Annotated in this window: 22 protein-coding genes; 2 read left to right on the plus strand and 20 right to left on the minus strand. The window is 64.0% G+C overall.

Annotation, left to right across the window (positions count from 1 at the left end; genetic code table 11):
• Nucleotides 1-71 precede the first annotated feature (71 nt).
• Nucleotides 72-869 (minus strand): response regulator, encoded by a 798-nt coding sequence (locus V2L18_RS10285; protein ID WP_336178137.1) that lies wholly within the window; start codon nucleotides 867-869, stop codon nucleotides 72-74.
• A gap of 135 nt (nucleotides 870-1,004) precedes the next feature.
• Here V2L18_RS10285 and V2L18_RS10290 point away from each other — a divergent pair, with 135 nt between their 5' ends.
• Nucleotides 1,005-1,217 carry a NepR family anti-sigma factor gene (locus tag V2L18_RS10290; protein ID WP_336178138.1) on the plus strand — a complete coding sequence of 71 codons (213 nt, stop codon included), beginning with the start codon at nucleotides 1,005-1,007 and terminating at the stop codon, nucleotides 1,215-1,217.
• A gap of 272 nt (nucleotides 1,218-1,489) precedes the next feature.
• Here V2L18_RS10290 and V2L18_RS10295 read toward each other — a convergent pair whose 3' ends face one another.
• From V2L18_RS10295 to V2L18_RS10310, 4 genes are all read right to left on the minus strand, one after another.
• Nucleotides 1,490-2,005, minus strand: coding sequence for a DNA starvation/stationary phase protection protein (locus V2L18_RS10295; RefSeq protein WP_336178139.1), 516 nt, complete (start codon nucleotides 2,003-2,005; stop codon nucleotides 1,490-1,492).
• A gap of 84 nt (nucleotides 2,006-2,089) precedes the next feature.
• Entirely contained in the window at nucleotides 2,090-2,536 is a 447-nt protein-coding gene (locus V2L18_RS10300; protein ID WP_336178140.1) for a hypothetical protein, read from the minus strand.
• Nucleotides 2,537-2,553: 17 nt separating this feature from the next.
• The gene (locus V2L18_RS10305) at nucleotides 2,554-2,907 is read right to left on the minus strand and encodes a DUF883 domain-containing protein (RefSeq protein WP_336178141.1); all 354 of its coding nucleotides are present in this window, start codon (nucleotides 2,905-2,907) and stop codon (nucleotides 2,554-2,556) included.
• A 194-nt stretch (nucleotides 2,908-3,101) separates the two neighbouring features.
• Nucleotides 3,102-4,112, minus strand: a complete 1,011-nt coding sequence (locus tag V2L18_RS10310; protein ID WP_336178142.1) for a PRC-barrel domain-containing protein — start codon at nucleotides 4,110-4,112, stop codon at nucleotides 3,102-3,104.
• Nucleotides 4,113-4,561: 449 nt separating this feature from the next.
• Between V2L18_RS10310 and V2L18_RS10315 the strand changes: the two genes are divergently transcribed.
• The gene (locus V2L18_RS10315; RefSeq protein WP_336178143.1) at nucleotides 4,562-4,741 is read left to right on the plus strand and encodes a DUF1328 domain-containing protein; all 180 of its coding nucleotides are present in this window, start codon (nucleotides 4,562-4,564) and stop codon (nucleotides 4,739-4,741) included.
• Nucleotides 4,742-4,916: 175 nt separating this feature from the next.
• Here the strand turns inward: V2L18_RS10315 and V2L18_RS10320 are convergent, their stop codons facing one another.
• The 15 genes from V2L18_RS10320 to mdh all read right to left on the minus strand — a co-directional run bounded on the left by V2L18_RS10320 (nucleotide 4,917) and on the right by mdh (nucleotide 20,832).
• Nucleotides 4,917-6,599 (minus strand): histidine kinase dimerization/phosphoacceptor domain -containing protein, encoded by a 1,683-nt coding sequence (locus tag V2L18_RS10320; protein WP_336178144.1) that lies wholly within the window; start codon nucleotides 6,597-6,599, stop codon nucleotides 4,917-4,919.
• Nucleotides 6,586-7,164 (minus strand): sigma-70 family RNA polymerase sigma factor, encoded by a 579-nt coding sequence (locus V2L18_RS10325; protein WP_336178145.1) that lies wholly within the window; start codon nucleotides 7,162-7,164, stop codon nucleotides 6,586-6,588. The genes V2L18_RS10320 and V2L18_RS10325 overlap by 14 nt, the downstream gene beginning before the upstream one ends.
• Before the next feature lies 1 nt (nucleotide 7,165).
• Nucleotides 7,166-7,369: a NepR family anti-sigma factor gene (locus V2L18_RS10330; RefSeq protein WP_336178146.1), complete on the minus strand. Its 204-nt coding sequence runs from the start codon at nucleotides 7,367-7,369 to the stop codon at nucleotides 7,166-7,168.
• A 397-nt stretch (nucleotides 7,370-7,766) separates the two neighbouring features.
• On the minus strand, nucleotides 7,767-7,958 hold the full coding sequence (locus V2L18_RS10335; RefSeq protein WP_336178147.1) for a PLDc N-terminal domain-containing protein: 192 nt from the start codon (nucleotides 7,956-7,958) through the stop codon (nucleotides 7,767-7,769).
• Between the two features lie 161 nt (nucleotides 7,959-8,119).
• Complete coding sequence (locus V2L18_RS10340; RefSeq protein WP_336178148.1) at nucleotides 8,120-8,365, minus strand: hypothetical protein; 246 nt, start codon at nucleotides 8,363-8,365, stop codon at nucleotides 8,120-8,122.
• Nucleotides 8,366-8,633: 268 nt separating this feature from the next.
• Entirely contained in the window at nucleotides 8,634-9,500 is an 867-nt protein-coding gene (locus tag V2L18_RS10345) for an alpha/beta hydrolase (RefSeq protein WP_336178149.1), read from the minus strand.
• Nucleotides 9,501-9,677: 177 nt separating this feature from the next.
• Nucleotides 9,678-9,824 carry a hypothetical protein gene (locus tag V2L18_RS10350; protein ID WP_336178150.1) on the minus strand — a complete coding sequence of 49 codons (147 nt, stop codon included), beginning with the start codon at nucleotides 9,822-9,824 and terminating at the stop codon, nucleotides 9,678-9,680.
• A gap of 175 nt (nucleotides 9,825-9,999) precedes the next feature.
• A complete protein-coding gene (lpdA, locus tag V2L18_RS10355) occupies nucleotides 10,000-11,403 on the minus strand; it encodes a dihydrolipoyl dehydrogenase (protein ID WP_336178151.1) in 1,404 nt (467 codons plus the stop codon).
• A 64-nt stretch (nucleotides 11,404-11,467) separates the two neighbouring features.
• The gene (locus V2L18_RS10360; protein WP_336178152.1) at nucleotides 11,468-12,223 is read right to left on the minus strand and encodes an SDR family oxidoreductase; all 756 of its coding nucleotides are present in this window, start codon (nucleotides 12,221-12,223) and stop codon (nucleotides 11,468-11,470) included.
• 16 nt (nucleotides 12,224-12,239) lie between these two features.
• On the minus strand, nucleotides 12,240-12,854 hold the full coding sequence (locus V2L18_RS10365) for a LysE family translocator (protein ID WP_336178153.1): 615 nt from the start codon (nucleotides 12,852-12,854) through the stop codon (nucleotides 12,240-12,242).
• Between the two features lie 118 nt (nucleotides 12,855-12,972).
• A complete protein-coding gene (gene odhB, locus V2L18_RS10370) occupies nucleotides 12,973-14,196 on the minus strand; it encodes a 2-oxoglutarate dehydrogenase complex dihydrolipoyllysine-residue succinyltransferase (protein ID WP_336178154.1) in 1,224 nt (407 codons plus the stop codon).
• A gap of 103 nt (nucleotides 14,197-14,299) precedes the next feature.
• Nucleotides 14,300-17,287, minus strand: a complete 2,988-nt coding sequence (locus V2L18_RS10375; protein ID WP_336178155.1) for a 2-oxoglutarate dehydrogenase E1 component — start codon at nucleotides 17,285-17,287, stop codon at nucleotides 14,300-14,302.
• A 308-nt stretch (nucleotides 17,288-17,595) separates the two neighbouring features.
• Nucleotides 17,596-18,504: a succinate--CoA ligase subunit alpha gene (gene sucD, locus V2L18_RS10380; RefSeq protein ID WP_336178156.1), complete on the minus strand. Its 909-nt coding sequence runs from the start codon at nucleotides 18,502-18,504 to the stop codon at nucleotides 17,596-17,598.
• A complete protein-coding gene (sucC, locus tag V2L18_RS10385; RefSeq protein WP_336178157.1) occupies nucleotides 18,504-19,703 on the minus strand; it encodes an ADP-forming succinate--CoA ligase subunit beta in 1,200 nt (399 codons plus the stop codon). The genes sucD and sucC overlap by 1 nt, the downstream gene beginning before the upstream one ends.
• A 166-nt stretch (nucleotides 19,704-19,869) precedes the next feature.
• The gene (gene mdh, locus V2L18_RS10390; protein ID WP_336178158.1) at nucleotides 19,870-20,832 is read right to left on the minus strand and encodes a malate dehydrogenase; all 963 of its coding nucleotides are present in this window, start codon (nucleotides 20,830-20,832) and stop codon (nucleotides 19,870-19,872) included.
• Nucleotides 20,833-20,951 lie beyond the last annotated feature (119 nt).

The raw sequence follows: 20,951 nt of genomic DNA on the forward strand, positions 1-20,951 counted from the left end.
GAACAGATCGCGATGCCGGCTTTTTCGTTTCGTCCTTGCGACGCGTCGTGCGGGCCGACGGCGCTCTCGCTTCAGGCGGCGGTCGCGCCGACGTTCTCGTTGAAGAACAGCGCCTGGTTGATCAGCGCCTTCACCATATCCGGGTTGAACGGCTTGGTGATGAGGAAGGTCGGCTCCGGACGTTCGCCGGTGAGCAGGCGCTCCGGGAAGGCGGTGATGAAGATCACCGGAAGCGAGTGCTCTTTCAGGATGTCGTTGACCGCATCGATGCCGGAGGAGCCGTCGGCGAGCTGGATGTCCGCCAGGATCAGTTTGGGCGATGTCTTGGAGAACAGCTCCACCGCCTGCGTGTGGGTGCGGGCAACGCCCGTGACCTTGTGGCCAAGCTCCTCGACGATGTATTCCAGATCCATCGCGATCAGAGGTTCGTCCTCGATGATCATGATTTCGGTGGCGATGCGCCGCGACAGCTCACGGCCCGCCTCCGTCAGCAGATCGCCGACGCGCGCCTCTTCGACGCCGAGGATTTCAGCGACTTCAGCAGAGGAAAAGCCTTCGACGGAAATGAGCAGGAAAGCCTGGCAGGCGAACGGCGGAATCGACTGCAGATTGGCCGATGCCTTGCGCTCCCAGGCGAATGGAGAGTCGACTTCCGGCACATCGATCCGGGTGGAACCGAAGATGGTAGAGAAGAGTTTGTAGAGCGAAACGCGATCGCTCGAGGTCTCCGGAAAAGCCGAGACGTCGGCGATCAGGGCCTCGAGAACCGCGGCGACATACGCATCGCCGGAGCTTTGAGATCCGGTAACAGCCCGCGCATAGCGCCGCAGGTACGGCAGATGAGAGGCCACCCGGGTGGACAGCGACATGAGAAACTCCCCGATTGCAGGCAAGAGTGATCTTTGACAGCATGCCAACGAACATGGGCGAAAAAGGTTCCGAAGTGCGAACGTTTTTTGATATCGCACCACAACGCAAACGTTAAGACCACGGATATCGGCAACATGAGCGGCGACAAGAATTCCTCCTTCCCCCCCCAAGGTTCCGCGACCTGCGGACCGCTCGAGGATGGCGGCATGGACGCAGCTCAGATGCAAATTTCCCGGCAATTGCAAGGGCTTTACCAGTCCGTCCAGGACGAGGGCATTCCCGATCGCTTTCTCGACCTGCTGCAGAAGCTCGACGAGGCGGAAAAGGCGCAGACCGGCAAGCGCTGAACGCGCGCTGATCTTGCCGCTCTGTTCGCGCTTTCGCCCGCCCACCGGCGCCGTCGCCTTTCCTGTCCCGATTCGCTCTTCCCCCGTCCCAGCCGCGGCTCGGGCACTCCACTTCAAGGCTCGTTGCCCCGGCTCGCCCGTTCTGAAGGCGTGCCGATGAGTATGGGAACCTTCGCGCGCCGGCGACCAGACAAAAAGAAAAAGGCCCGCGCGTATCACTTCGCGCGGGCCCGTCGTTTTCCAGGGCAGGCCTTGCGGCCGCGTCGCCCGGTTTACTGCGCGATGATCGCGCGCAGCATCCACAGCGCCTTTTCATGGAAGGTCATGCGGTCGGTGAGCATGTCGGAGGTGACCAGGTCACCCGCCTCATCCGCCTTCACGCCGGCCTTGCGCATGGTGCGCACGGCGCTCTCATGGTCGGCGATCAGATCCTTCACCATCTCGATCGCGGAACCGTGGTCGACGTCCTTGCCCTTGGGCGAGAAACCGGAGGTTTCGCCAACGGTGGCAGGCGCCAGGTGACCCAGCGCGCGAATGCGCTCGGCAACGATATCTGCGGCCTCAAAGAGCGCGTTGTAGTGCTCCTCGGTCAGCTCGTGCAGGGACTTGAACAGGGGGCCGACGACATTCCAGTGATAGATCTGGCTCTTGATCGTCAGCTTGTAGGTCGAGACCAGGATATCGGAGAGCAGGTCCGACATTTCTTCGCGGTACTTAGCGTCGAGGCCGGTGTCGATATTCTCGTCGTGGGCGACGGGTTTCAGGACGGAAGCTGCGGCATTTGCCATTTCAAGGCTCCTTCTAAAATACGGGCTAAAGCATGAGCTGAAGCACGGACGGCGCAGGGCGCCGCACAGGTTTGGAAAAGACAGTCATTCCCCTTCGGGCCCGGCACCGGGGCCTGCCCCGGGGTCGTCGCCGGAGAGCATGTTGAGGACGACAAAGGCGAGCCCGCCGGCGATCGCCGTCGCCATCAACGGCCGCGAACGGGTCACGATCGGCAGCAACGAGAGTGCCAGGGAGGCGACCATGGTCCGCGAACGGTCGCGGGCGGCATGGCGGCGCCGGTCTATCCGGTTCGCGATCATCACCCCGATGAGCACAAGAAGCGCCAGAGCGATCATCGCGACCGCGATGGTCAGGGCGGCTTCAAGAGCCCCGTATGTCTCGGCTACCCAGATGCCCAGCGCGACCACCAGTGCCGCGTAGCCTGTCAGGGCGAACAGCCCGCACAGGGCATAGAGCACCGCGTTGCGCTTCGCGCGGCGGACCGCCGGCGCGACGTTTCCGAAAAGCGTCGATGCAATCAGGGGACCCATTCGTGTGAACACGCCGCTCAGCGCCTCATCAGCATGGCAGCGAGGAAGCCCACGCCGGCGGCGATGCCGAGCGCCTGAAGCGGATGGCGGCGGACCTGGCCCTGAAGCTGGCGCTCCAGATCCTCGAATTCGCGGCGCACCTGATCGAGCGCATCCTGGGAGGCCTCTGCGATATCGGTACCGGCCTTGGAGGCGCGCGCCTTGACTTCGCTGGTCTTGGCAGAGCCGAAGGACTGGACGGACCGCGCCAGCGCGGCAATATCCTCTCGCACGCGGGCAAGTTCGGCTTCGATGTCCTGGGCATTGGCGCCGGCCGCATCGGCCGCGGCGGCTTCCCTGGCGGTGGCAGTTGACTTGGCGGCAGTGGCCATTTGCGATCTCCTTGTGAACTACAGGAGAAACGCCCGACAGGCCGTGCCGTTCCGGTGCCTTTCGCAAAAACACGAGCGACCACGAGCCCGGCGCGCATAAGAAAACGCCGGCGGTGCCGCCGGCGTTTTCCGATCTCGCGGGGACGGCCCCGAAAGGCCCCTCCCGCTGCCGATGTCTTTCATCAATACCGGTGTCAGCGCACCAGCACGGCGTCCGGATTGGCCTTGTAGGCTTCCTCCGAATAGGTCGGATAGGACTTCAGCTCTTCCTCGGTCAGCGAGGTGTGGATCTGCATGTCGCCATCCGCATTCTTGGTGACCTGCAGTTTCGAGGCGTCGAGCGCGACCGGCTTCTCGCCAAGGCCCAGGAACCCACCGACATCGATGATGTAGGCGACGAGCTTGCCGTCCGGCGACACGATCACGTCGTTGACGTCGCCCAGATCGGTGTCGTTGGCGCCGTAGACCGCCGTGCCGATCATCTCGTCGGCGCTGAGGAGCGAGGTATCGACGCTCGTGCCGGCCATATTGCCGTTGTCAGCCATCTTCATGGCATCGTCACCGGCCGTCTTGTCCATCTTCGCGGCATCTTCGGAGAGAGCCGTACTGCTCGAGGGCATCGAAGAGCCGGCATCCACCTGATCGCCCACCTTGCTTTCGTCGGTTTTCATGTCGCCGGCAACACTGGAAACCGTCGCCGTCGCATCATCCGACATGGAGGTCTTCATATCGTCCTGCGTCTGGTCGAAGACCGAGCGGTCGAACGCCGGCGCGGCTTCCAGATCCTCCTTGGTGGCATCGATCGTGAGGTAACGGTCACCGTCGCGCTCCGCCCAGGAAACGCGGTCGAAGTTCACCGCCACCTCCTTCTCGCCGACGCCGAGGAAGCCGCCGACACCGATGACGATCGCCTCCGCGTCACCTTCCGGCGACATGACGACGTCGTTCACGTCCCCGATCGATTCAGCGTTCTCTCCGGTGCTGTTGTAGACGGTCTCGCCCATCACCTCGGAAGCAAGGATCTGCCCCTTGGCCGCACGGACGTAACGCTCGCCGGACATGGTATCGGCGGCGGCGCTTTTGGCGTCGGTGGAATAGGTCTGCACGCCGGCTGCGTCATTGGACGTCTTTGCCGGATCGGCAGCGAGGGCGCCGGTGGTCAGAAGGGCGGTAAGGGCCGTGGTCGTCAAAAGAGCGCGGATCATGTTAATGTCTCCCGGTATGTCTGATTGGCATACTGGCCGCGCCGGGCGAAACGTTTTAGCGGACTGCTCGCCCGGCGTGGCTGTCAGATGCCACAACAACGGCCGCCCCCTCGCAAAGTTCCGCGTTGTTTTCCGGAAAATATTCTTTGCGGCAACGGGATACAGGTCGAATAATCCGATATTATAAAGTGTAACCCGAGGCGCCGGATTCCCATTTCTTGAAAATGCTCCCGCCGCGGTGCTCCGACCGGCGCGAGCCGCTTCCTCCCGGCTGGCGTCCCGGTTCAAAAGTGCAGGCGTTCTTTTCGCGTCTGCCGTTTCTGGTTTTATTTTCTCCTTTCACATTTTCTTGCGAACCAACTCCCTTCCTTCGCGTTGTCAATGCAACGGCGCACACGGCGCTGAACGTCTATCAGATCAGATCTTCATGAAAACCATGGGAGTTTGTCATGTTCGGTTGGGCTCTTACCTTCTTGATCGTTGCGATCATCGCCGCTGTGCTTGGCTTCGGCGGCGTTGCCGGTACGGCAATCGGCATCGCGAAAATCATCTTTTTCGTCGCACTGGCGCTTCTCGTGATCTCGTTGGTCTACGGGGTCGTCACGGGTCGCCGTCCGCCGATCTCCTGATCGGCGCACCGGTACAAGAATTCACAAATAAAACATAAGAATTAAACGAACGCTCAAAACGCCCCGCCTTCCCTGTCCTGACGGCCCTGCGGCCTGACGGTCTTCCGGAAGGCGGGGCGTTTTCTTTTGCCAAGAATTCGCTTGTCAGGCGTTCGGATAGCAGGAATTAAGATGACTACGCTCCGTGCACCGAAGTCGGTGACATGGGCTGCGCCGCCGGACGACGCACAGAGGAGGCCGGGCGCGGCGCGAGATCGTCGCGAACCGGGATGAGAAGCCGGGTGACGGTGCCCTCGACCTCGAAATCGGCAGACAGCTGGCCGAGATAGGCCCGCATCAGCCGCGTGGTCAACGGACCTTCCGGATCATCGCCCGTCACCGCCTCGTAGCCCGGAGGGCCCGAGATCTCCAGCTTCGCCCGTTCGCCCGCGGTGATCGATACCGAAACCGCTTCCCCCGGCAACAGCACGTCGAAGCGCGGCGGCAGGAGTTCCGCCAGGATGAAGGCAAGGGGGATCGCCTTGTCGAGCACGATGGTGGTCCGAACGGCGTCGTCCACGGAAAAGCGGATCCGGCTCGCCGAAAGGCGCACCGGCTCACGCAGCGCATCGACCACCTCGCGCACCAGATCCTCCAGCCCGACATCGGTCCCCTCGTTCGTCGCATAGGAAACACGGAAGGCGGCCGAAATGCCCTGGACGCGTTCCAGCGCCACGCGCAGCACCGCCTTGTCGGAGGCAAGCGTCGCCTCGCGCCGCTGCATGCCGAGCAGGCTTGCGATCATCTGCAGGGTGTTCTTGATCCGGTGATGAAGTTCGCGCGTCAACCGCTGCTGCTCGGCGAGCGAGTTTTCCAGATCACGCGTGCGATAGGCGATGCGGTCGGCCATCATGTCGAAGGTCATGCCGAGAAGCTGGATTTCGGCCGGCGCCCGCTCCAACCGGCCAACGCGCGCATCGGTGTCGCCCGCCCCGTACTGACGGAACGTTCCGTAGATGTGGCGAAGGTAGCGCAGCAGGAAGCGCTGCATGCCGAAGCGCAGCACGACGAACACGGCGGCCAGCAGCGTGACGGGGAGAAGGAGGGCCTGGGCAACCGAAAGCCATGGCTCCCAATTCGCCTGCGGCGGCAAGACGCCGGTGGCGATCCGGAAATCCGTGCCCGTGATCGGCACCACGGCGATCAGCCATCCGCCATCCGTACGCAGCCCTGCCGTTGCCGCTCCCTCCGAAAGATCCCGTTCCTTCAGAATATGGAGAAATTCGGCCTTTTCTTCCTTGTGGTCGGCGTAGTCGGCCAGCACGCTTCCATCCGGTGCCAGCAGGGCGAAACTCGCCCGACTCGACGTGGTGGCCGCGATCGGCGCTGTCAGAACGGCGCGAGGACGCAGGCCGATGGAGACAGACACGCGATCGTCTGAGGAGGTACGCGTGACGACGATCGCCTGACGTTCGCTTTCGCGGATCTCCTTGAGAACGGAAGAGACCGTGTCGCCTTCCCGATAGCGCGTGCGCGCACAGACCTGTGCGCCGGCGGCTTCGACCCGGATGCTCATCGCCTGGCGCAATTCGCCCTGCAAGGAAGCAAAGACCGCATCGCAGTCGACCGCGCTCGCGTCCTCGCGCGCAGTGAGCCCGGCCGCGAAGCCTTCCGCGCGCGCGATGATCTTGGCGCTCGACTGACCGATCAATCGCGCATAGTCGATGAAATCGGACTGCTCTGTCTCCGCGCGGCGCACGTGGTCGGCATAGGAGAACACGAAGGCCAGTGCTGCCAGTGGCAGCAGCGCACCCGCGATATAGCCGAACAGCCGGCGATCGATTTTTGAGCTTGTGGTGGGAAGCTTAGCCCATGGCACGACTTTTTGCCGTCGGTACGGAGGTTACGGATAGGACTGCCTGGGCGGAGCCGTCGGGGCCGAATTCGTCGGCCGAGGAAACACTGAGCATCTCCGCCAATTTCGCCCGGGCGCGATTGACGCGGCTTTTTACCGTACCGATCGCACATCCGCAAATTTCCGAGGCCTCCTCGTACGAGAAGCCCGACGCGCCGATGAGGATCAGCGCTTCGCGCTGGTCATCGGGCAGCTTGTCGAGGGCGGCGCGGAAATCGGCGAAGTCGAGATGCCCTTGCTGTTGCGGGTGCTCGGCCAGATTTGCCGCATAGGTGCCGTCAGAATCCTGCACCTCGCGCTTCAGCTTGCGGCAGTTCGAGTAGAACGTGTTGCGCAGAATGGTGAAGAGCCAGGCCCGCATATTGGTTCCGGCGGTAAAGGAGTGGAGGTTACCCCACGCCTTCATCAGCGATTCCTGGACCAGATCGTCGGCACGGTCGCTGGCACCCGTCAGCGACGCCGCAAAGGCACGCATGCTGGGAATGCAGCCGACGAACTCGTTGCGCAGCTCCGGAGTGATCTCCGCCATGCTATTCCTTGCCCCGATTGGTGTCCGACGCGGTCGCCTTCTCAAGCTGCTTCAGCAGCCCTGCGATCCGATCCGGCACAGGTTCGTCAAGCACAGTATCGTAAATCGACTTCAGCTGACTGCCGATCTTGGCCTGGATGTCCTCATCGAAGCCGGGGCGAATGGTCCGGCCGTCATCATCATCCGCCATGATATCTCTTTTCATGGATTGCTCCCCTCGCCGGCCCTGGCGCGGCTTGTCAGGACTGGCGTTACTTAACGACCCGGATACGCAGGGTCGCCCGCTATACCGTGACGGGCACGTCAAGCGGCTTTTCTTCATCGACATCAAGCCCCGGCCGGATCGACAGCGCAGCGGTCTCAATGTGGCTGGTTTGAACTACGTCTTGATGTGAACGCCGGTCGCCTCACTCGGTTCCACCCGCAAGCAGAAATAATTTCGCGGCATCCTCTCCCTGGCAACCCGCCGTCTGGGCGGCGCCACGACATCGCCTCGCGGCTCAAATCGTGTTGCCACCCGGCGGGCGGACCTGAACGGGACAGGTGGAAGGACGCGGCCCGGCACTTTGCCGGATCCGGCGCCCTCCTCCGGCGCAGCGCGATCAGGCATAGGAGGCCCGCGAGGGGCCCGCCAGCAGCCAAAGCAGGAAGCCCAGCAGCGGCAACAGCAGGATCAGCACGACCCAGAGCACCTTCGACGCGGTGGACGCACCCGAGCCGATGATCTTGACGATCGCGTAGACATCCAGAACCAGAATGACGAGGCCCAGCAGGCCACCAACTTCTATACCCATCTCGATTCTCCTTCGGTTCGGGGCCCGCACGTCCACACGCTTGCGACATGTCGGCCGGCAATCGGCGGCGGCACGATATCCGCCTCGCCGAACGGCAAAGGCCCGGTTCGCATTCAAGGTGTTGTCGGATCGCGGCTGCGCCATTCGACAGGCGAGACGCGCTATTTCACCATTTCCGACTTGCCCGAATTGTCCGGCCCGGATCGGACCGGAGCCTGCGTCTCGGCGAACGTGACGCCCTGTTCGAGCGACACGAGCATCTGCCTGTCACCGGCAGCCGTGATGTTCGCGGACAGAGCCCAAAGACTTAGCGAAACAAGGTAGACCAGACACATTACCATGCAGGCGGCGAGTACGCAGATCACCGGTTCCGCACGCCGCTTGCGTCGAGTGCTTTCATTCGGCAATCTGTTTCTCATCTCTTTCTTGCCTCTTTCTGTGTCGTCTACTCTTTTTTCTCCATGGACCTGAATCCATTTTTCGGTTCTTACGAGAGTACGTCAGACATTCGGCAAGATAACTCCGCGTAGGCCGGGTTAGTTCCGGACGAAGCGCGCGGAAAGACTCTTTCTCCGGAGGGATCAGGAGAAGAAAATGCCGCAACTGCCGGTTCAGCTTTCGGGTGCGAGGTGGGCGTAAGGTCGTGCGACTCGGCGTGCGAGCGCCGACAGGACGCTATCGTCCCTGCGCCAACGTCCAGTTGAGCAGGCGCCACCAGTCGGTCATGCGGATCGGCGTACCGTGCGAGCCTGTGGCAAACAGCGTCATGCGCGTCGGATATCCCGCCGCGTGCAGAGAGCGGAAGAAGGCGATCTGCTCATTGGCGGGATAGACCGGGTCGTCGCCGCCGTGGGTGAAATAGACAGGAAGGCGACGGCGATAGGCGACGGTTCGGACAAAATCCGGATTGGGAGCACCGCCCAGAATGGCGAGCCCGCTCAGATGCGATACGGCGCGCGCGTCCTTGGCCACGCCCCAGCAGATGAAGCTGCCCATCGATGCGCAGGCGAGGATGACCGGGCGGCCGCGACCCCGCTCGGACACCTCCGCAATCAGCCGGGCGACGGCATCGACGCCATCCTCGCCGAAATCGCGGATCGTGGGCGAATAGTAGCTGCCGCCGTTCTGGACGACGAGGTTCTTCAACCGGTTGAAGTTGCCGCCGAAGGTGTAGTCGTTGACGCCGAGTGCGCGGTCGCCGCCACGACCGTGGATGAAGATCACGGAAAACGCCGCGCGGCCCTTCGGCCCGACGCGGGTGAGGGGCAGGCGATGATTGCCGAGGCTGAGCATCTCGTCGGCCTGCTGGCGCGAGACAAGGGTGGAGACATAGGTCTCCCGCACCCGCTTTTCCGGCACGGTGTCGCGGCCGTAGAGATCACGCGCCTTCTGGTAGTCGATCACGACGAGGGCTCCCTCGTCGGATACCTCCAGGATCGGCAGGTCGGAAAAGAGATCGTTCTTGAAGGCCTTGAGCGGCAGGTCGAGCGCGCGGGCAGGGACGGAGAGCAGCGCGGCGCACATGACGGCGGCCAGAGCCACTAAGGGAAGAATTCTGTAACGCATTGCGCTCGCTGGTTTTCGCGGAGCCGGGACGGCGGCGGCGCCACTTTGGCGCGACGGCGGAGCGAATGCAACAGGGTGTCGCGGAGAGGCGCGGAGCGGGACGATGTCCTGCCCGCCCCTCTCCGCGCCCATCCGCAAGACAGATCAGGGCGCCTATTTGGTCTCCACCGACAGGCCGTGCTGCCCCACCTCAACCTCGATACCGGCCTTCTTCTGCTGTTCCTGATAGTAGAGATATCCGAACGTGCCCGCCGCGACGGCGAAGACGGCGACGAGCGCGACAAGTGCATTACGGCTCATGGAGTTCAGCCCCTCGGGTCTGTTGCTGGGGCGCCGGCGGTATGCGGAGCCCTCGTTCCTGCAACAAACGCCGGGAGAGGCGGCGGGTTCCCGAGGGGGAAGAGGTACGGGAAGAAGAAAGGCGTGCCCGATTTCCCGCGGGGCGCGCCTTCATCGCCAATGGTCGGTGACGAGCTCACATATGGATCGGCTTGTCGTAGGTCGCCATCGCCGCCTCACGCACGGCCTCCGACAGGGTCGGGTGGGCGTGACAGGTGCGCGCAAGATCCTCCGACGAGCCGCCGAATTCCATCAGCACGGCCGCCTCGTGGATCATCTCGCCGACACCGGCGCCGATCATGTGAACGCCGAGAACCTTGTCCGTCTCCGCATCGGCCAGAAACTTGACGAAGCCGTCCGTGTGGCCGATCGCTCGGGCGCGGCCGTTGGCGGAGAAGGGATACTTGCCGGCCTTGTACTTGATGCCCGCCGCCTTCAGCTCCTCTTCGGTCTTACCCACAGAGGCGACCTCCGGCATGGTGTAGACCACGCCCGGAATGACGTCGTAGTTCACATGACCGGCCTGACCGGCAAGGATCTCGGCCAGCGCCGCACCCTCGTCCTCGCCCTTGTGGGCGAGCATCGGGCCGGCGATGACATCGCCGATCGCATAGATGCCGTCGACGTTGGTCTTGAAGTGGCCGTCGGTCTTCACCCGCTTGCGCTCGTCCAGCTCCACGCCGACCTCTTCGAGGCCCAAGCCCTCGGTGAAGGGCCGGCGGCCGATGGCGACCAGCACCACGTCCGCATCCAGCGTCTCACCGGCCGCCTCGCCGGAGGCGGGCTCAACGGAAACCTTCAGGGCCTTGCCCTTCTTCTCCACGCCCGTGACCTTGGAGGAGAGCTTGAACTCGAAGCCCTGCTTCTTGAGAATGCGCTGGAAATTCTTGGCAACGTCGCCGTCCATGCCCGGCAGGATGCGGTCGAGGAATTCCACCACGGTCACCTCGGCACCGAGACGGCGCCAGACGGAGCCGAGTTCCAGTCCGATCACGCCTGCGCCGACGACGATCATCTTGCCCGGCACCTTGTCGAGCGACAGCGCGCCGGTGGAGGAGACGATCTGCTTCTCGTCGATCTCGATGCCCGGCAGCGGCGTGACCTCGGAGCCGGTGGCGATGACGATGTTCTTCGCTTCCACCGTCTGGGTCTTGCCGTCTTCAGACGTCACCTCGACCTTGCCGGGCGCGGCTATCCTGCCGGTGCCCTGGAAGGCGTCGATCTTGTTCTTCTTGAACAGGAACGTCACGCCGCCGGTGTTGGAATCGACCACGTCGTCCTTGAACTTCATCATCGCGGGCAGATCGAGCTTCGGCTTGCCGGTCTTGATGCCGAGACCCTCGAAGCTGTGACCGGCTTCCTCGAACATCTCGGAGGCGTGCAGCAGCGCCTTGGACGGGATGCAGCCGATGTTCAGGCAGGTGCCGCCGTAGGTTGCGCGCTTCTCGACAACGGCGACCTTCAGGCCGAGCTGGGCCGCCTTGACCGCGCAGACGTAACCGCCGGGGCCGGAGCCGATAATGCAGAGATCGTAGGACATCGGAGCCTCTTTACACGTTGATTTCGCGCCCGGCCGCGGGAGGCGCCGCCGAGCCGTCTGATTTCTAGATGGCGCGCCCGCCGGAGACGTCCACCACCGCGCCGGTGGTGTAGGAGGCGGCATCGGAGGCGAGCCACAATATGGCGCGCGCGACCTCGTCGGCCGTGCCGGCGCGCCCCATCGGCAGGCTGGATCCCAGCCGCGCGACCCGGTCCGGATCTCCGCCGCTGGCGTGAATTTCGGTATCGATGATGCCGGGCCTGACGGCATTCACGCGGATGCGGTCCTCAACCACCTCCTTGGCGAGTGCCATGGTGAAGGTGTCGATGGCACCCTTGGCGACAGCATAGTCGATATATTGAGCGGGGGAACCGATGCGGGCAGCCGCGGAGGAGACATTGACGATCGCCCCGCCGCGCCCGCCGTGGCCCGCTGACATGCGCGCAACCGCCTCGCGCGCGCACAGCATCGAACCGATGACGTTGACGTCGAACATCCGGTGCAGACGCTCCGCGGTCATGTCCTCCAGCCGGGCCGCCTCGTCGACGACACCGGCATTGTTGACCAGAACGTCGAGCCGGCCACAGCGCCGGTCGAGTTCCTCGTACATGGCGAGGATGGCGTTCTCGTCCGAAATGTCGGCACGCACCGCGTAGGCCTTGCCGCCATCGGCGACAATGTCGGCGACCACGAGCTCTGCCGCCGCGGCGTCAGACATGTAGTTCACCACCACATGGTAACCGTATTCCCCGGCAAGACGGGCGGTCGCGGCACCGATGCCGCGCGAGCCGCCCGTGACCAGCATGACGGGTGCGCTCATCTCGGCGCCCTCCCGCTCAGCGGCTAGCCAGCGCCAGCTTCACGCCGAAGCCGGCAAAAGCCAGCGCGACGGAGCGGCGCATCCAGGTGACCACGGCCTCACGCCTCAGCACCACCTCACCGAAGAGGGCCGCGAATGCGCCGTAGACGACGAATACGGCGAAGGTCATCGCCATGAAGACCGCGCTCATCGCCAACATCTGGGCTGTCGCGGACGACGACCCGTGCGAGACGAATTGCGGCAGAAAGGCGAGGAAAAAGACTGTGAGCTTCGGGTTGAGAACGTTGATCAGACAGCCCGTGCGCGCGATTGCCGCGAGCGACTTGCGCCCGCCTTCGGGCCGTCCGATGGCAACCGGGCCGCTTTCCCGCAACGTCTGCCAGGCGAGATAGAAAAGGTAGGCAGCACCGGCATATTTCAGCACCAGGAAGGCGAGAGCGCCGGCATGCATGAGCGCGGAGAGCCCCAGAATGGCGGCCGCGATGGACGGCACGATGCCGAACGTGCAGCCAAGCGCGGCGGCGACCGCCGCGATCCGCCCGCGCGAAAGCCCGATGGCGACGGTGTAGACGACACCGGTCCCGGGCACGAGCACGACGACGAGTGCAGTGATCAGGAATTCCAGGCTCATTTCCGCAGCCCCCCCGACGCTCGGGATCCGCCTTGCGGACCCCGTTTTCGTTGTCCCATTGTGGTATCCGAGTGCGCATGAGGCCACCTTCACCGGGAGGCGGCCTCATGCGACCGGATCACAGATCCAGCACGAGGCGCTGGATGTCTTCAAGGCTCTCCTTGACGCGCACCAGGAAGGTGACGGCTTCCTTGCCGTCGACAACGCGGTGATCGTAGGAGAGTGCCAGATACATCATCGGACGCGCCACGATCTGGCCGTTCACGACCATCGGGCGCTCCTGGATCTTGTGCATGCCGAGGATGCCCGACTGCGGCGCGTTCAGGATCGGCGAGGACATCAGCGAGCCATAGACGCCGCCGTTGGAAATCGTGAAGGTGCCGCCCTGCATCTCCTCGATGCCAAGCTTGCCGTCACGCGCCTTGCGGCCGAACTCGCCGATCTTCTTCTCGATCTCGGCGATCGACATGCTGTCAGCATCGCGCACCACCGGCACGACGAGGCCCTTGTCGGTGCCGACGGCCACGCCGATGTGGCAGAAGTTCTTGTAGATGAGGTCGGTGCCGTCGATCTCGGCATTGACTGCGGGTACTTCCTTCAGCGCATGGCAGACGGCCTTGGTGAAGAAGCCCATGAAGCCGAGCTTCACGCCGTGCTTCTTCTCGAACAGATCCTTGTAGGTCTTCCGGAGCTCCATCACCGGGCCCATGTCCACCTCATTGTAGGTGGTGAGCATGGCGGCAGTGTTCTGCGCATCCTTCAGCCGGCGGGCGATGGTCTGGCGCAGCTTGGTCATGCGCACGCGTTCCTCGCGCGCCTCGTCCTCGACCGCGACCGGGCCGCGCGCGGCAGCCGGCGAGGCCGCGGGAGACGACGCGGACGTCTTCTCCATGGCGGCCATCACGTCGCCCTTCAGGATCTGGCCGCGCTTGCCGCTGCCCTCGACCTGATCGGCGGAAACGCCCTTCTCGGCCATCATCTTCTGGGCAGACGGCGCCGGCGGCATGTCGGAGCCGGCAGACTTCGCGGCCGGAGCCTCGGCCTTGGCGGGCGCGGGTGCGGGCTTTTCTTCCTTCGCCTCGGCGGGCTTGGCCGAACCGGAAGCGCCTTCGGCGAGCGTCGCCAGAAGCGCGCCGACCTCGACGGTCTCGCCTTCCTGCACGACGATGCTCTCCAGCGCACCGGCAGCGGGCGCGGGAACCTCGATCGTCACCTTGTCGGTTTCCAGCTCCACGAGCGGTTCGTCGGCGGCGACGGCCTCGCCCGGCTTCTTGAACCACTGCGCGATGGTGGCTTCGGTCACGGATTCGCCCAGGGTGGGCACGCGGATTTCCGTTGCCATTTTATTTCGTCTCTTCGATTGGCAGCCGAGCTGCGGTTTAACGTTCTCGATGCGGAAGCCGGCAGGCGCTCCTGGCGCCCGCCGGAAATCTCAGGTCGCGACCTCAGGCCTCTGCGTAGGCCTCGTCGAGGAAGGCGCGGAGCTGCGCCTGGTGCTTGGACATCAGGCCCGTGGCGGTGGCGGCGGCCGGCGGCCGGCCGACATAGCGCGGACGCCCGCTCTTCGCGCCGATCTGGCTCAGCGCCCATTCGACGTAGGGCTGGATGTGGTTCCACGAGCCCATGTTCTTCGGCTCTTCCTGGCACCAGACCATGTCTGCATTCTTGAAGCGCGTCAGCTCCTGCACCAGCGCCTTGGTCGGGAACGGATAAAGCTGCTCCACGCGCAACAGGTAGACATCGTTGATACCGCGTTTCTCGCGCTCCTCCAGCAGGTCGTAGTAGACCTTGCCAGTGCACATCACGACGCGCCGGATCTTCTCGTCCGCGACGAGTTCGACACCGGCATCGGCGGAGCTCTCCGCATCGTCCCAAAGGATGCGGTGGAAGGAGGCGTCGTCCGCCATTTCCGACAGCTTGGAGACGCAGCGCTTGTGCCGGAGCAACGACTTCGGCGTCATCAGGATGAGCGGCTTGCGGAAATCGCGCTTCAGCTGGCGACGCAGGATGTGGAAGTAGTTGGCCGGCGTCGAGCAGTAGGCGACCTGCATGTTGTCCTCGGCGCACATCTGAAGATAGCGCTCCAGACGGGCGGACGAATGCTCCGGCCCCTGCCCCTCGTAGCCGTGCGGCAGCAGGCACACGAGGCCTGACATGCGCAGCCACTTGCGTTCGCCCGACGACAGGAACTGATCGAAGATCACCTGAGCGCCGTTGGCGAAGTCGCCGAACTGGGCTTCCCACAGCGTCAGCGCATTGGGCTCGGCCAGCGTGTAGCCGTATTCGAAACCAAGCACCGCCTCTTCCGACAGCATCGAGTTGATGACCTCGTAGCGCTCCTGGTTCTCACCGACATTGGCCAGCGGGATGTAGCGCTCCTCGGTTTCCTGATCGTAGAGCACGGAATGGCGCTGCGAGAAGGTGCCGCGTTCCACGTCCTGACCGGACAGACGCACCTTGTGGCCTTCGCGCAGGAGAGACCCGAAGGCCAGAGCCTCAGCGGTCGCCCAGTCGATGTTCTCGCCCGTCTCGATCATCTTGGCGCGGTTGTCGAGGAACCGGCGGATGGTGCGGTGGGCGTTGAAGTCGTCAGGGATGGTGGAGAGCCGCATGCCGATCTCGCGCAGATCGCCGAGCGCGACACCGGTCTGTCCACGGCGCGGGTCGTCGCTGTCGGCGGCCTGCTTGAGGCCCGACCACTTGCCGTCGAGCCAGTCGGCCTTGTTCGGCTTGTAGGCCTGGCCGGCCTCGAACTCGTCGTCGATGCGATGGCGCCATTCGGCCCTGAGCGCCTCGACCTCGTCCTTGGTGACGGTGCCTTCGGCAATCAGCTTGTCGGCGTAGATCTGCAGCGTCGTGGGGTGCTGGCGGATCTCGCGGTACATGATCGGCTGGGTGAAGGCCGGCTCGTCGCCCTCGTTGTGGCCGAAACGGCGGTAGCAGAACATGTCGATGACGACGGGCTTGCCGAAGGCTTGCCGGAACTCCGTCGCGATCTTGGCGGCATAGACCACCGCTTCCGGGTCGTCGCCGTTCACGTGGAAGATCGGCGCCTCGATCATCTTGGCGACGTCGGAGGGGTACGGCGAGGAGCGCGAGAAGCGCGGGTTCGTCGTGAAGCCGATCTGGTTGTTGATGATGAAGTGGATCGAACCGCCGGTGCGGTGACCGCGCAGCGCGGACAGGCCGAAACACTCCGCCACGACGCCCTGGCCGGCAAAGGCCGCATCGCCGTGCAGCAGCAGCGGCAGCACCTTGGAGCGGTCGACATCGACCGTCTCCACCCAGTGGCCGTCCTTCATCGAGTGCTGGTCCTGCTTGGCGCGCGCCTTGCCGAGCACCACCGGATTGACGATTTCCAGGTGCGAGGGGTTGGCGGTCAGCGACAGGTGGACGGCATTGCCGTCGAACTCGCGGTCGGAGGAGGCACCGAGGTGGTACTTCACGTCGCCGGAGCCTTCCACGTCGTCGGGCGCATACGACCCGCCCTTGAACTCGTGGAAGATGGCGCGAAGCGGCTTGCCCATGACCTGCGAGAGCACGTTCAGGCGGCCGCGGTGGGCCATGCCGAGAACGATCTCCTTGAGACCCAGCTGACCGCCGCGCTTGATGATCTGTTCGAGCGCCGGCAGCAGCGCCTCGCCGCCGTCGAGACCGAAACGCTTGGTGCCGGTGTACTTCACATCGAGGAACTTCTCGAAGCCCTCGGCCTCAACAAGCTTGTTGAGGATGGCCTTCTTGCCTTCCTGGGTGAAGCTGATCTGCTTGTCCGGGCCCTCGATGCGCTCCTGGATCCAGGCCTTCTCGGCCGGATCGGAGATGTGCATGAACTCGACCGCCAGCGTGGAGCAGTAGGTGCGCTTGAGGATCTCCAGCATCTCGCGGATGGTGGCGAATTCAAGCCCCAGCACGTGGTCGATGAAGATCGGGCGATCCCAGTCGGCATCAGAGAAGCCGTAGGTCGCGGGATGCAGCTCAACGTGATCCTTCGGCGGTTCCAGCTTCAGGGGATCGAGATCGGCGTGCAGGTGGCCGCGCATGCGATAGGCACGGATCATCATCAGCGCGCGGACAGAGTCGCGGGTCGCCTGCTGGACCTGCGCCTCCGACATCGGCGCGCCCTTGGCCTCCGCCTTGCCCTTGATCTTCTCCGCGATCTTCGGCTCCAGCGCGCCCCAGTTGCCGTCCATCGCGGCAACGAGCTCGCCATTGGCCGTCACCGGCCAGTCGGAGCGCTTCCAGCTCGCGCCGCGCGCTTCCTTCACGACGTCGGAAGGATTGTCCTGGAGCTTGGAGAAGAAGTCCCGCCAGACCTCATCCAGCGAGGCCGGATCCTCCTGGAAGCGTGCGTAGAGATCTTCGATGTAGGCTGCGTTGGCGCCGTAAAGGAACGACGTCAGTGCGAAGGCTTCGTTCGCGTCCTGCCGTGCCATGTTGTCTGTCAGCGAAGGGTCTTGACCTCCGCCCCGCTCGTGACGGCACGACCGATGGGCCGTGCCTTGTGCCCGTTTTGAGAACGCCGGGGGCGTCCCCGATGATCATTGAGGGCGACCGATCCGGCCGCGCTCCGTCTCGTCAGTGTGCGTCACCATGCCGCAAAGGCATAAGGCCCAGAAAACCTTGCTAAACCCGTAACGCTATCCGGCGCAAGCGCTTACGCAGTTTCACGCAGTGCAGCTCGCGCATGTTCGTTCCCCGTGGGGAAGCGGTCCGGCAGCATCGCCGCCGAACCGAAAAGGCATCAGCCCTTGAGGACCTCGACCAGCGTCTCGCCGAGCTTGGCGGGAGACGGCGAGACCTTGATACCGGCGGCTTCCATCGCCGCGATCTTGTCTTCCGCACCGCCCTTGCCGCCGGAGATGACGGCGCCGGCATGGCCCATGGTGCGGCCCGGAGGGGCCGTGCGGCCGGCGATGAAGCCCGCCATCGGCTTGGAACGCCCCTTCTTCGCCTCATCGGCGATGAACTGGGCGGCGTCTTCCTCGGCCGAACCGCCGATCTCGCCGATCATGATGATCGACTTGGTCTCATCGTCCGCCAGGAACATTTCCAGCATGTCGATGAACTCGGTGCCCTTGACCGGATCGCCGCCGATGCCGACAGCCGTCGTCTGGCCGAGACCAGCGTTCGATGTCTGGAACACCGCTTCGTATGTAAGCGTTCCCGAGCGAGATACGATACCGACCGAGCCCTTCTTGAAGATCGAGCCGGGCATGATGCCGATCTTGCACTCTTCCGGCGTCAGCACGCCCGGGCAGTTCGGACCGATGAGCCGCGACTTCGACTTGTCGAGCTTCGCCTTGACCTTGACCATGTCCATCACCGGAATGCCTTCCGTGATGCAGACGATGAGCGGCACTTCCGCCTCGATCGCCTCGATGATCGCGGCACCGGCGCCTGCCGGCGGCACGTAGATGACGGAGGCATCGGCCCCGGTCGCGTCCTTCGCATCGGCGACGGAAGCGTAGATCGGCAGCTCGGCCGCACCGTCGAGGCCCGACGTCCACATCTCACCACCCTTCTTGGGGTGAACGCCGGCGACCATCCGCGTGCCGTAATAGGCGAGCGCCTGCTCGGTGTGGAACGTGCCGGTCTTGCCGGTCAGGCCCTGAACGATGACCTTGGTGTCCTTGTTGACCAGAATGGACATTACGCGGCCTCCTTCACAGCCTTGACGATCTTCTGCGCGGCGTCGTCGAGGTCATCGGCGGCGATCACGTTGAGACCGCTCTCGTTGATGATCTTCTTGCCCAACTCGACGTTCGTGCCTTCGAGGCGCACCACGAGGGGAACCTGAAGCCCGACTTCCTTCACCGCCGCGACCACGCCTTCCGCGATCACGTCGCAGCGCATGATGCCGCCGAAGATGTTGACCAGGATGCCCTTCACGTTCGGGTCGGCGGTGATGATCTTGAACGCCGCCGTGACCTTCTCCTTGGAAGCGCCACCGCCGACATCGAGGAAGTTCGCCGGCTCAGCGCCGTAGAGCTTGATGATGTCCATCGTCGCCATGGCAAGACCGGCGCCGTTGACCATGCAGCCGATGTCGCCGTCGAGCGCCACGTAGGCGAGATCGAACTTGGAGGCCTCGATCTCCTTCTCGTCCTCTTCCGACTTGTCGCGCAGCGCCATCACGTCGTCGTGGCGGAACAGCGCATTACCGTCGAAGGAAACCTTGGCGTCGAGAACGCGCAGGTGACCGTCGGTCATGACGATCAGCGGGTTGATCTCCAGAAGGCTCATGTCCTTCTCGGTGAAGGCCTTGTAGAGGATCGGGAACAGCTTCATGCCGTCCTCGCGCGCCGGGCTCTTCAGCTCAAGCGCGTCGCAGAGCCTGGCAGCGGCGTCCTCGGTAACGCCCTGATCCGGATCGATCGGCAGGGTGAGGATCTTCTCGGGCGTGGAGGCGGCGACCTCCTCGATGTCCATGCCACCCTCGGTGGAGGCGACGAAGGCCACCTGGCCGACCGTGCGGTCGACGAGGATCGAGAGATAGAGTTCGCGGTCGATGTCGGCGCCATCCTCGATATAGAGGCGGTTGACGACCTTGCCGGCCGGGCCCGTCTGCTTGGTCACCAGCGTGGAGCCGAGCATCTCCCGGGCATTGGCGACAACGTCCTCGATGGACTTCGCCAGCCGGACGCCGCCCTTGGCATCAGGGCCCAATTCCTTGAACTTGCCCTTGCCGCGGCCGCCGGCATGGATCTGCGACTTGACCACGTAAAGCGGGCCGGGAAGCTTCTTGGCGGCGGCCTCGGCTTCGTCGGCGGAGAAAATCGGGACACCGGAGGCGACGGGGGCGCCGAATTCCTTCAGCAGCGCCTTTGCCTGGTACTCGTGGATGTTCATGGTGACTCCCTCGAGAGGCTTCTCGTTTCAGGATCCGGCACGCAAGGTCGGAGGAAATTCCGCCCCCTCGCGCACCTTCGAAGAAGAAGCGGCGATCCGGGTCTCTTCCTCCCGATCGCGCCCCTTAAAACAACAAAGGGGAGCCCGCAGGGGCTCCCCTTTTCCATCACGCCAGGGCGGGTTGGATCTTCTTGCAGGCTTGAACCAGACCGTCGACAGAGCCGACGGACTTCTCGAAGTTCGCCTTCTCGTCGGCGTTCAGGTCGATCTCGATGATGCGTTCGACGCCACCGGCGCCGATCACGGTGGGAACGCCGACGTAGGTGTCGGTGAGGCCATACTGACCGTCCAGATGCGCGGCGCAGGGCAGCACGCGCTTCTTGTCCTTCAGGTAGCTCTCGGCCATGGCGATGGCGGAAGCGGCCGGCGCATAGAAGGCGGAACCGGTCTTGAGCAGGGAAACGATCTCGGCGCCGCCGTCACGGGTGCGCTGCACGATCTCTTCCAGACGCTCCTTGGTGCACCAGCCCATCTTGACCAGATCCGGCAGCGGAATGCCGGCGACGGTGGAATAGCGGGTCAGCGGCACCATGGTGTCGCCGTGGCCGCCCAGCACGAAGGCGGTGACATCTTCCACCGACACGTCGAACTCGTCGGCCAGGAAATAGCGGAAGCGGGAGCTGTCCAGCACGCCGGCCATGCCGACGACCTTGTTCGCCGGCAGGCCGGAGAACTTCTGCAGCGCCCAGACCATGGCGTCGAGCGGGTTGGTGATGCAGATGACGAACGCGTCGGGGCAGTACTTCTTCAGACCCGCGCCAACCTGCTCCATGACCTTCAGGTTGATTTCCAGCAGATCGTCGCGGCTCATGCCCGGCTTGCGGGGCACACCGGCGGTGACGATGACGACGTCGGACCCTTCCAGCGCCTCATAGGTGTTGGTGCCGACCAGCTTCGCATTGAACCCGTCGACCGGCGAGGATTCCGCCAGGTCCAGGGCCTTGCCCTGGGGGACGCCTTCGGCGATGTCGAAGAGGACGACGTCACCGAGTTCCTTCAGGCCTGCGAGATGAGCGAGCGTGCCACCGATCTGGCCCGACCCTACCAATGCGATCTTGTTCCGCGCCATGCTATTGGTTTCCCTTTACGTAAACGTCAGCCAAGGCCATAGGTCATATGGTCGCGGGTTCGATACTCCCTTTGCCGGCGCGGCGCAACCGCCGGGGCGCGTGTTCGGCAAACGCGGGA

Origin of the sequence: Breoghania sp. JC706 (genome assembly GCF_037026715.1) — a bacterium.
Classification (GTDB): Bacteria; Pseudomonadota; Alphaproteobacteria; order Rhizobiales; family Stappiaceae; genus Breoghania.

Bases quoted from the DNA above. Each gene is read 5' to 3' on its own strand.
- V2L18_RS10330 (WP_336178146.1), bottom strand. From the start codon at position 7,369: ATGAAAAGAGATATCATGGCGGATGATGATGACGGCCGGACCATTCGC.
- V2L18_RS10295 (WP_336178139.1), bottom strand. From the start codon at position 2,005: ATGGCAAATGCCGCAGCTTCCGTCCTGAAACCCGTCGCCCACGACGAG.
- V2L18_RS10375 (WP_336178155.1), bottom strand. From the start codon at position 17,287: ATGGCACGGCAGGACGCGAACGAAGCCTTCGCACTGACGTCGTTCCTT.
- V2L18_RS10325 (WP_336178145.1), bottom strand. From the start codon at position 7,164: ATGGCGGAGATCACTCCGGAGCTGCGCAACGAGTTCGTCGGCTGCATT.
- V2L18_RS10290 (WP_336178138.1), top strand. From the start codon at position 1,005: ATGAGCGGCGACAAGAATTCCTCCTTCCCCCCCCAAGGTTCCGCGACC.
- V2L18_RS10350 (WP_336178150.1), bottom strand. From the start codon at position 9,824: ATGAGCCGTAATGCACTTGTCGCGCTCGTCGCCGTCTTCGCCGTCGCG.
- mdh (WP_336178158.1), bottom strand. From the start codon at position 20,832: ATGGCGCGGAACAAGATCGCATTGGTAGGGTCGGGCCAGATCGGTGGC.
- V2L18_RS10310 (WP_336178142.1), bottom strand. From the start codon at position 4,112: ATGATCCGCGCTCTTTTGACGACCACGGCCCTTACCGCCCTTCTGACC.
- V2L18_RS10360 (WP_336178152.1), bottom strand. From the start codon at position 12,223: ATGAGCGCACCCGTCATGCTGGTCACGGGCGGCTCGCGCGGCATCGGT.
- V2L18_RS10315 (WP_336178143.1), top strand. From the start codon at position 4,562: ATGTTCGGTTGGGCTCTTACCTTCTTGATCGTTGCGATCATCGCCGCT.
- V2L18_RS10335 (WP_336178147.1), bottom strand. From the start codon at position 7,958: ATGGGTATAGAAGTTGGTGGCCTGCTGGGCCTCGTCATTCTGGTTCTG.
- V2L18_RS10285 (WP_336178137.1), bottom strand. From the start codon at position 869: ATGTCGCTGTCCACCCGGGTGGCCTCTCATCTGCCGTACCTGCGGCGC.
- sucC (WP_336178157.1), bottom strand. From the start codon at position 19,703: ATGAACATCCACGAGTACCAGGCAAAGGCGCTGCTGAAGGAATTCGGC.
- lpdA (WP_336178151.1), bottom strand. From the start codon at position 11,403: ATGTCCTACGATCTCTGCATTATCGGCTCCGGCCCCGGCGGTTACGTC.
- V2L18_RS10300 (WP_336178140.1), bottom strand. From the start codon at position 2,536: ATGGGTCCCCTGATTGCATCGACGCTTTTCGGAAACGTCGCGCCGGCG.
- V2L18_RS10305 (WP_336178141.1), bottom strand. From the start codon at position 2,907: ATGGCCACTGCCGCCAAGTCAACTGCCACCGCCAGGGAAGCCGCCGCG.
- sucD (WP_336178156.1), bottom strand. From the start codon at position 18,504: ATGTCCATTCTGGTCAACAAGGACACCAAGGTCATCGTTCAGGGCCTG.
- odhB (WP_336178154.1), bottom strand. From the start codon at position 14,196: ATGGCAACGGAAATCCGCGTGCCCACCCTGGGCGAATCCGTGACCGAA.
- V2L18_RS10365 (WP_336178153.1), bottom strand. From the start codon at position 12,854: ATGAGCCTGGAATTCCTGATCACTGCACTCGTCGTCGTGCTCGTGCCC.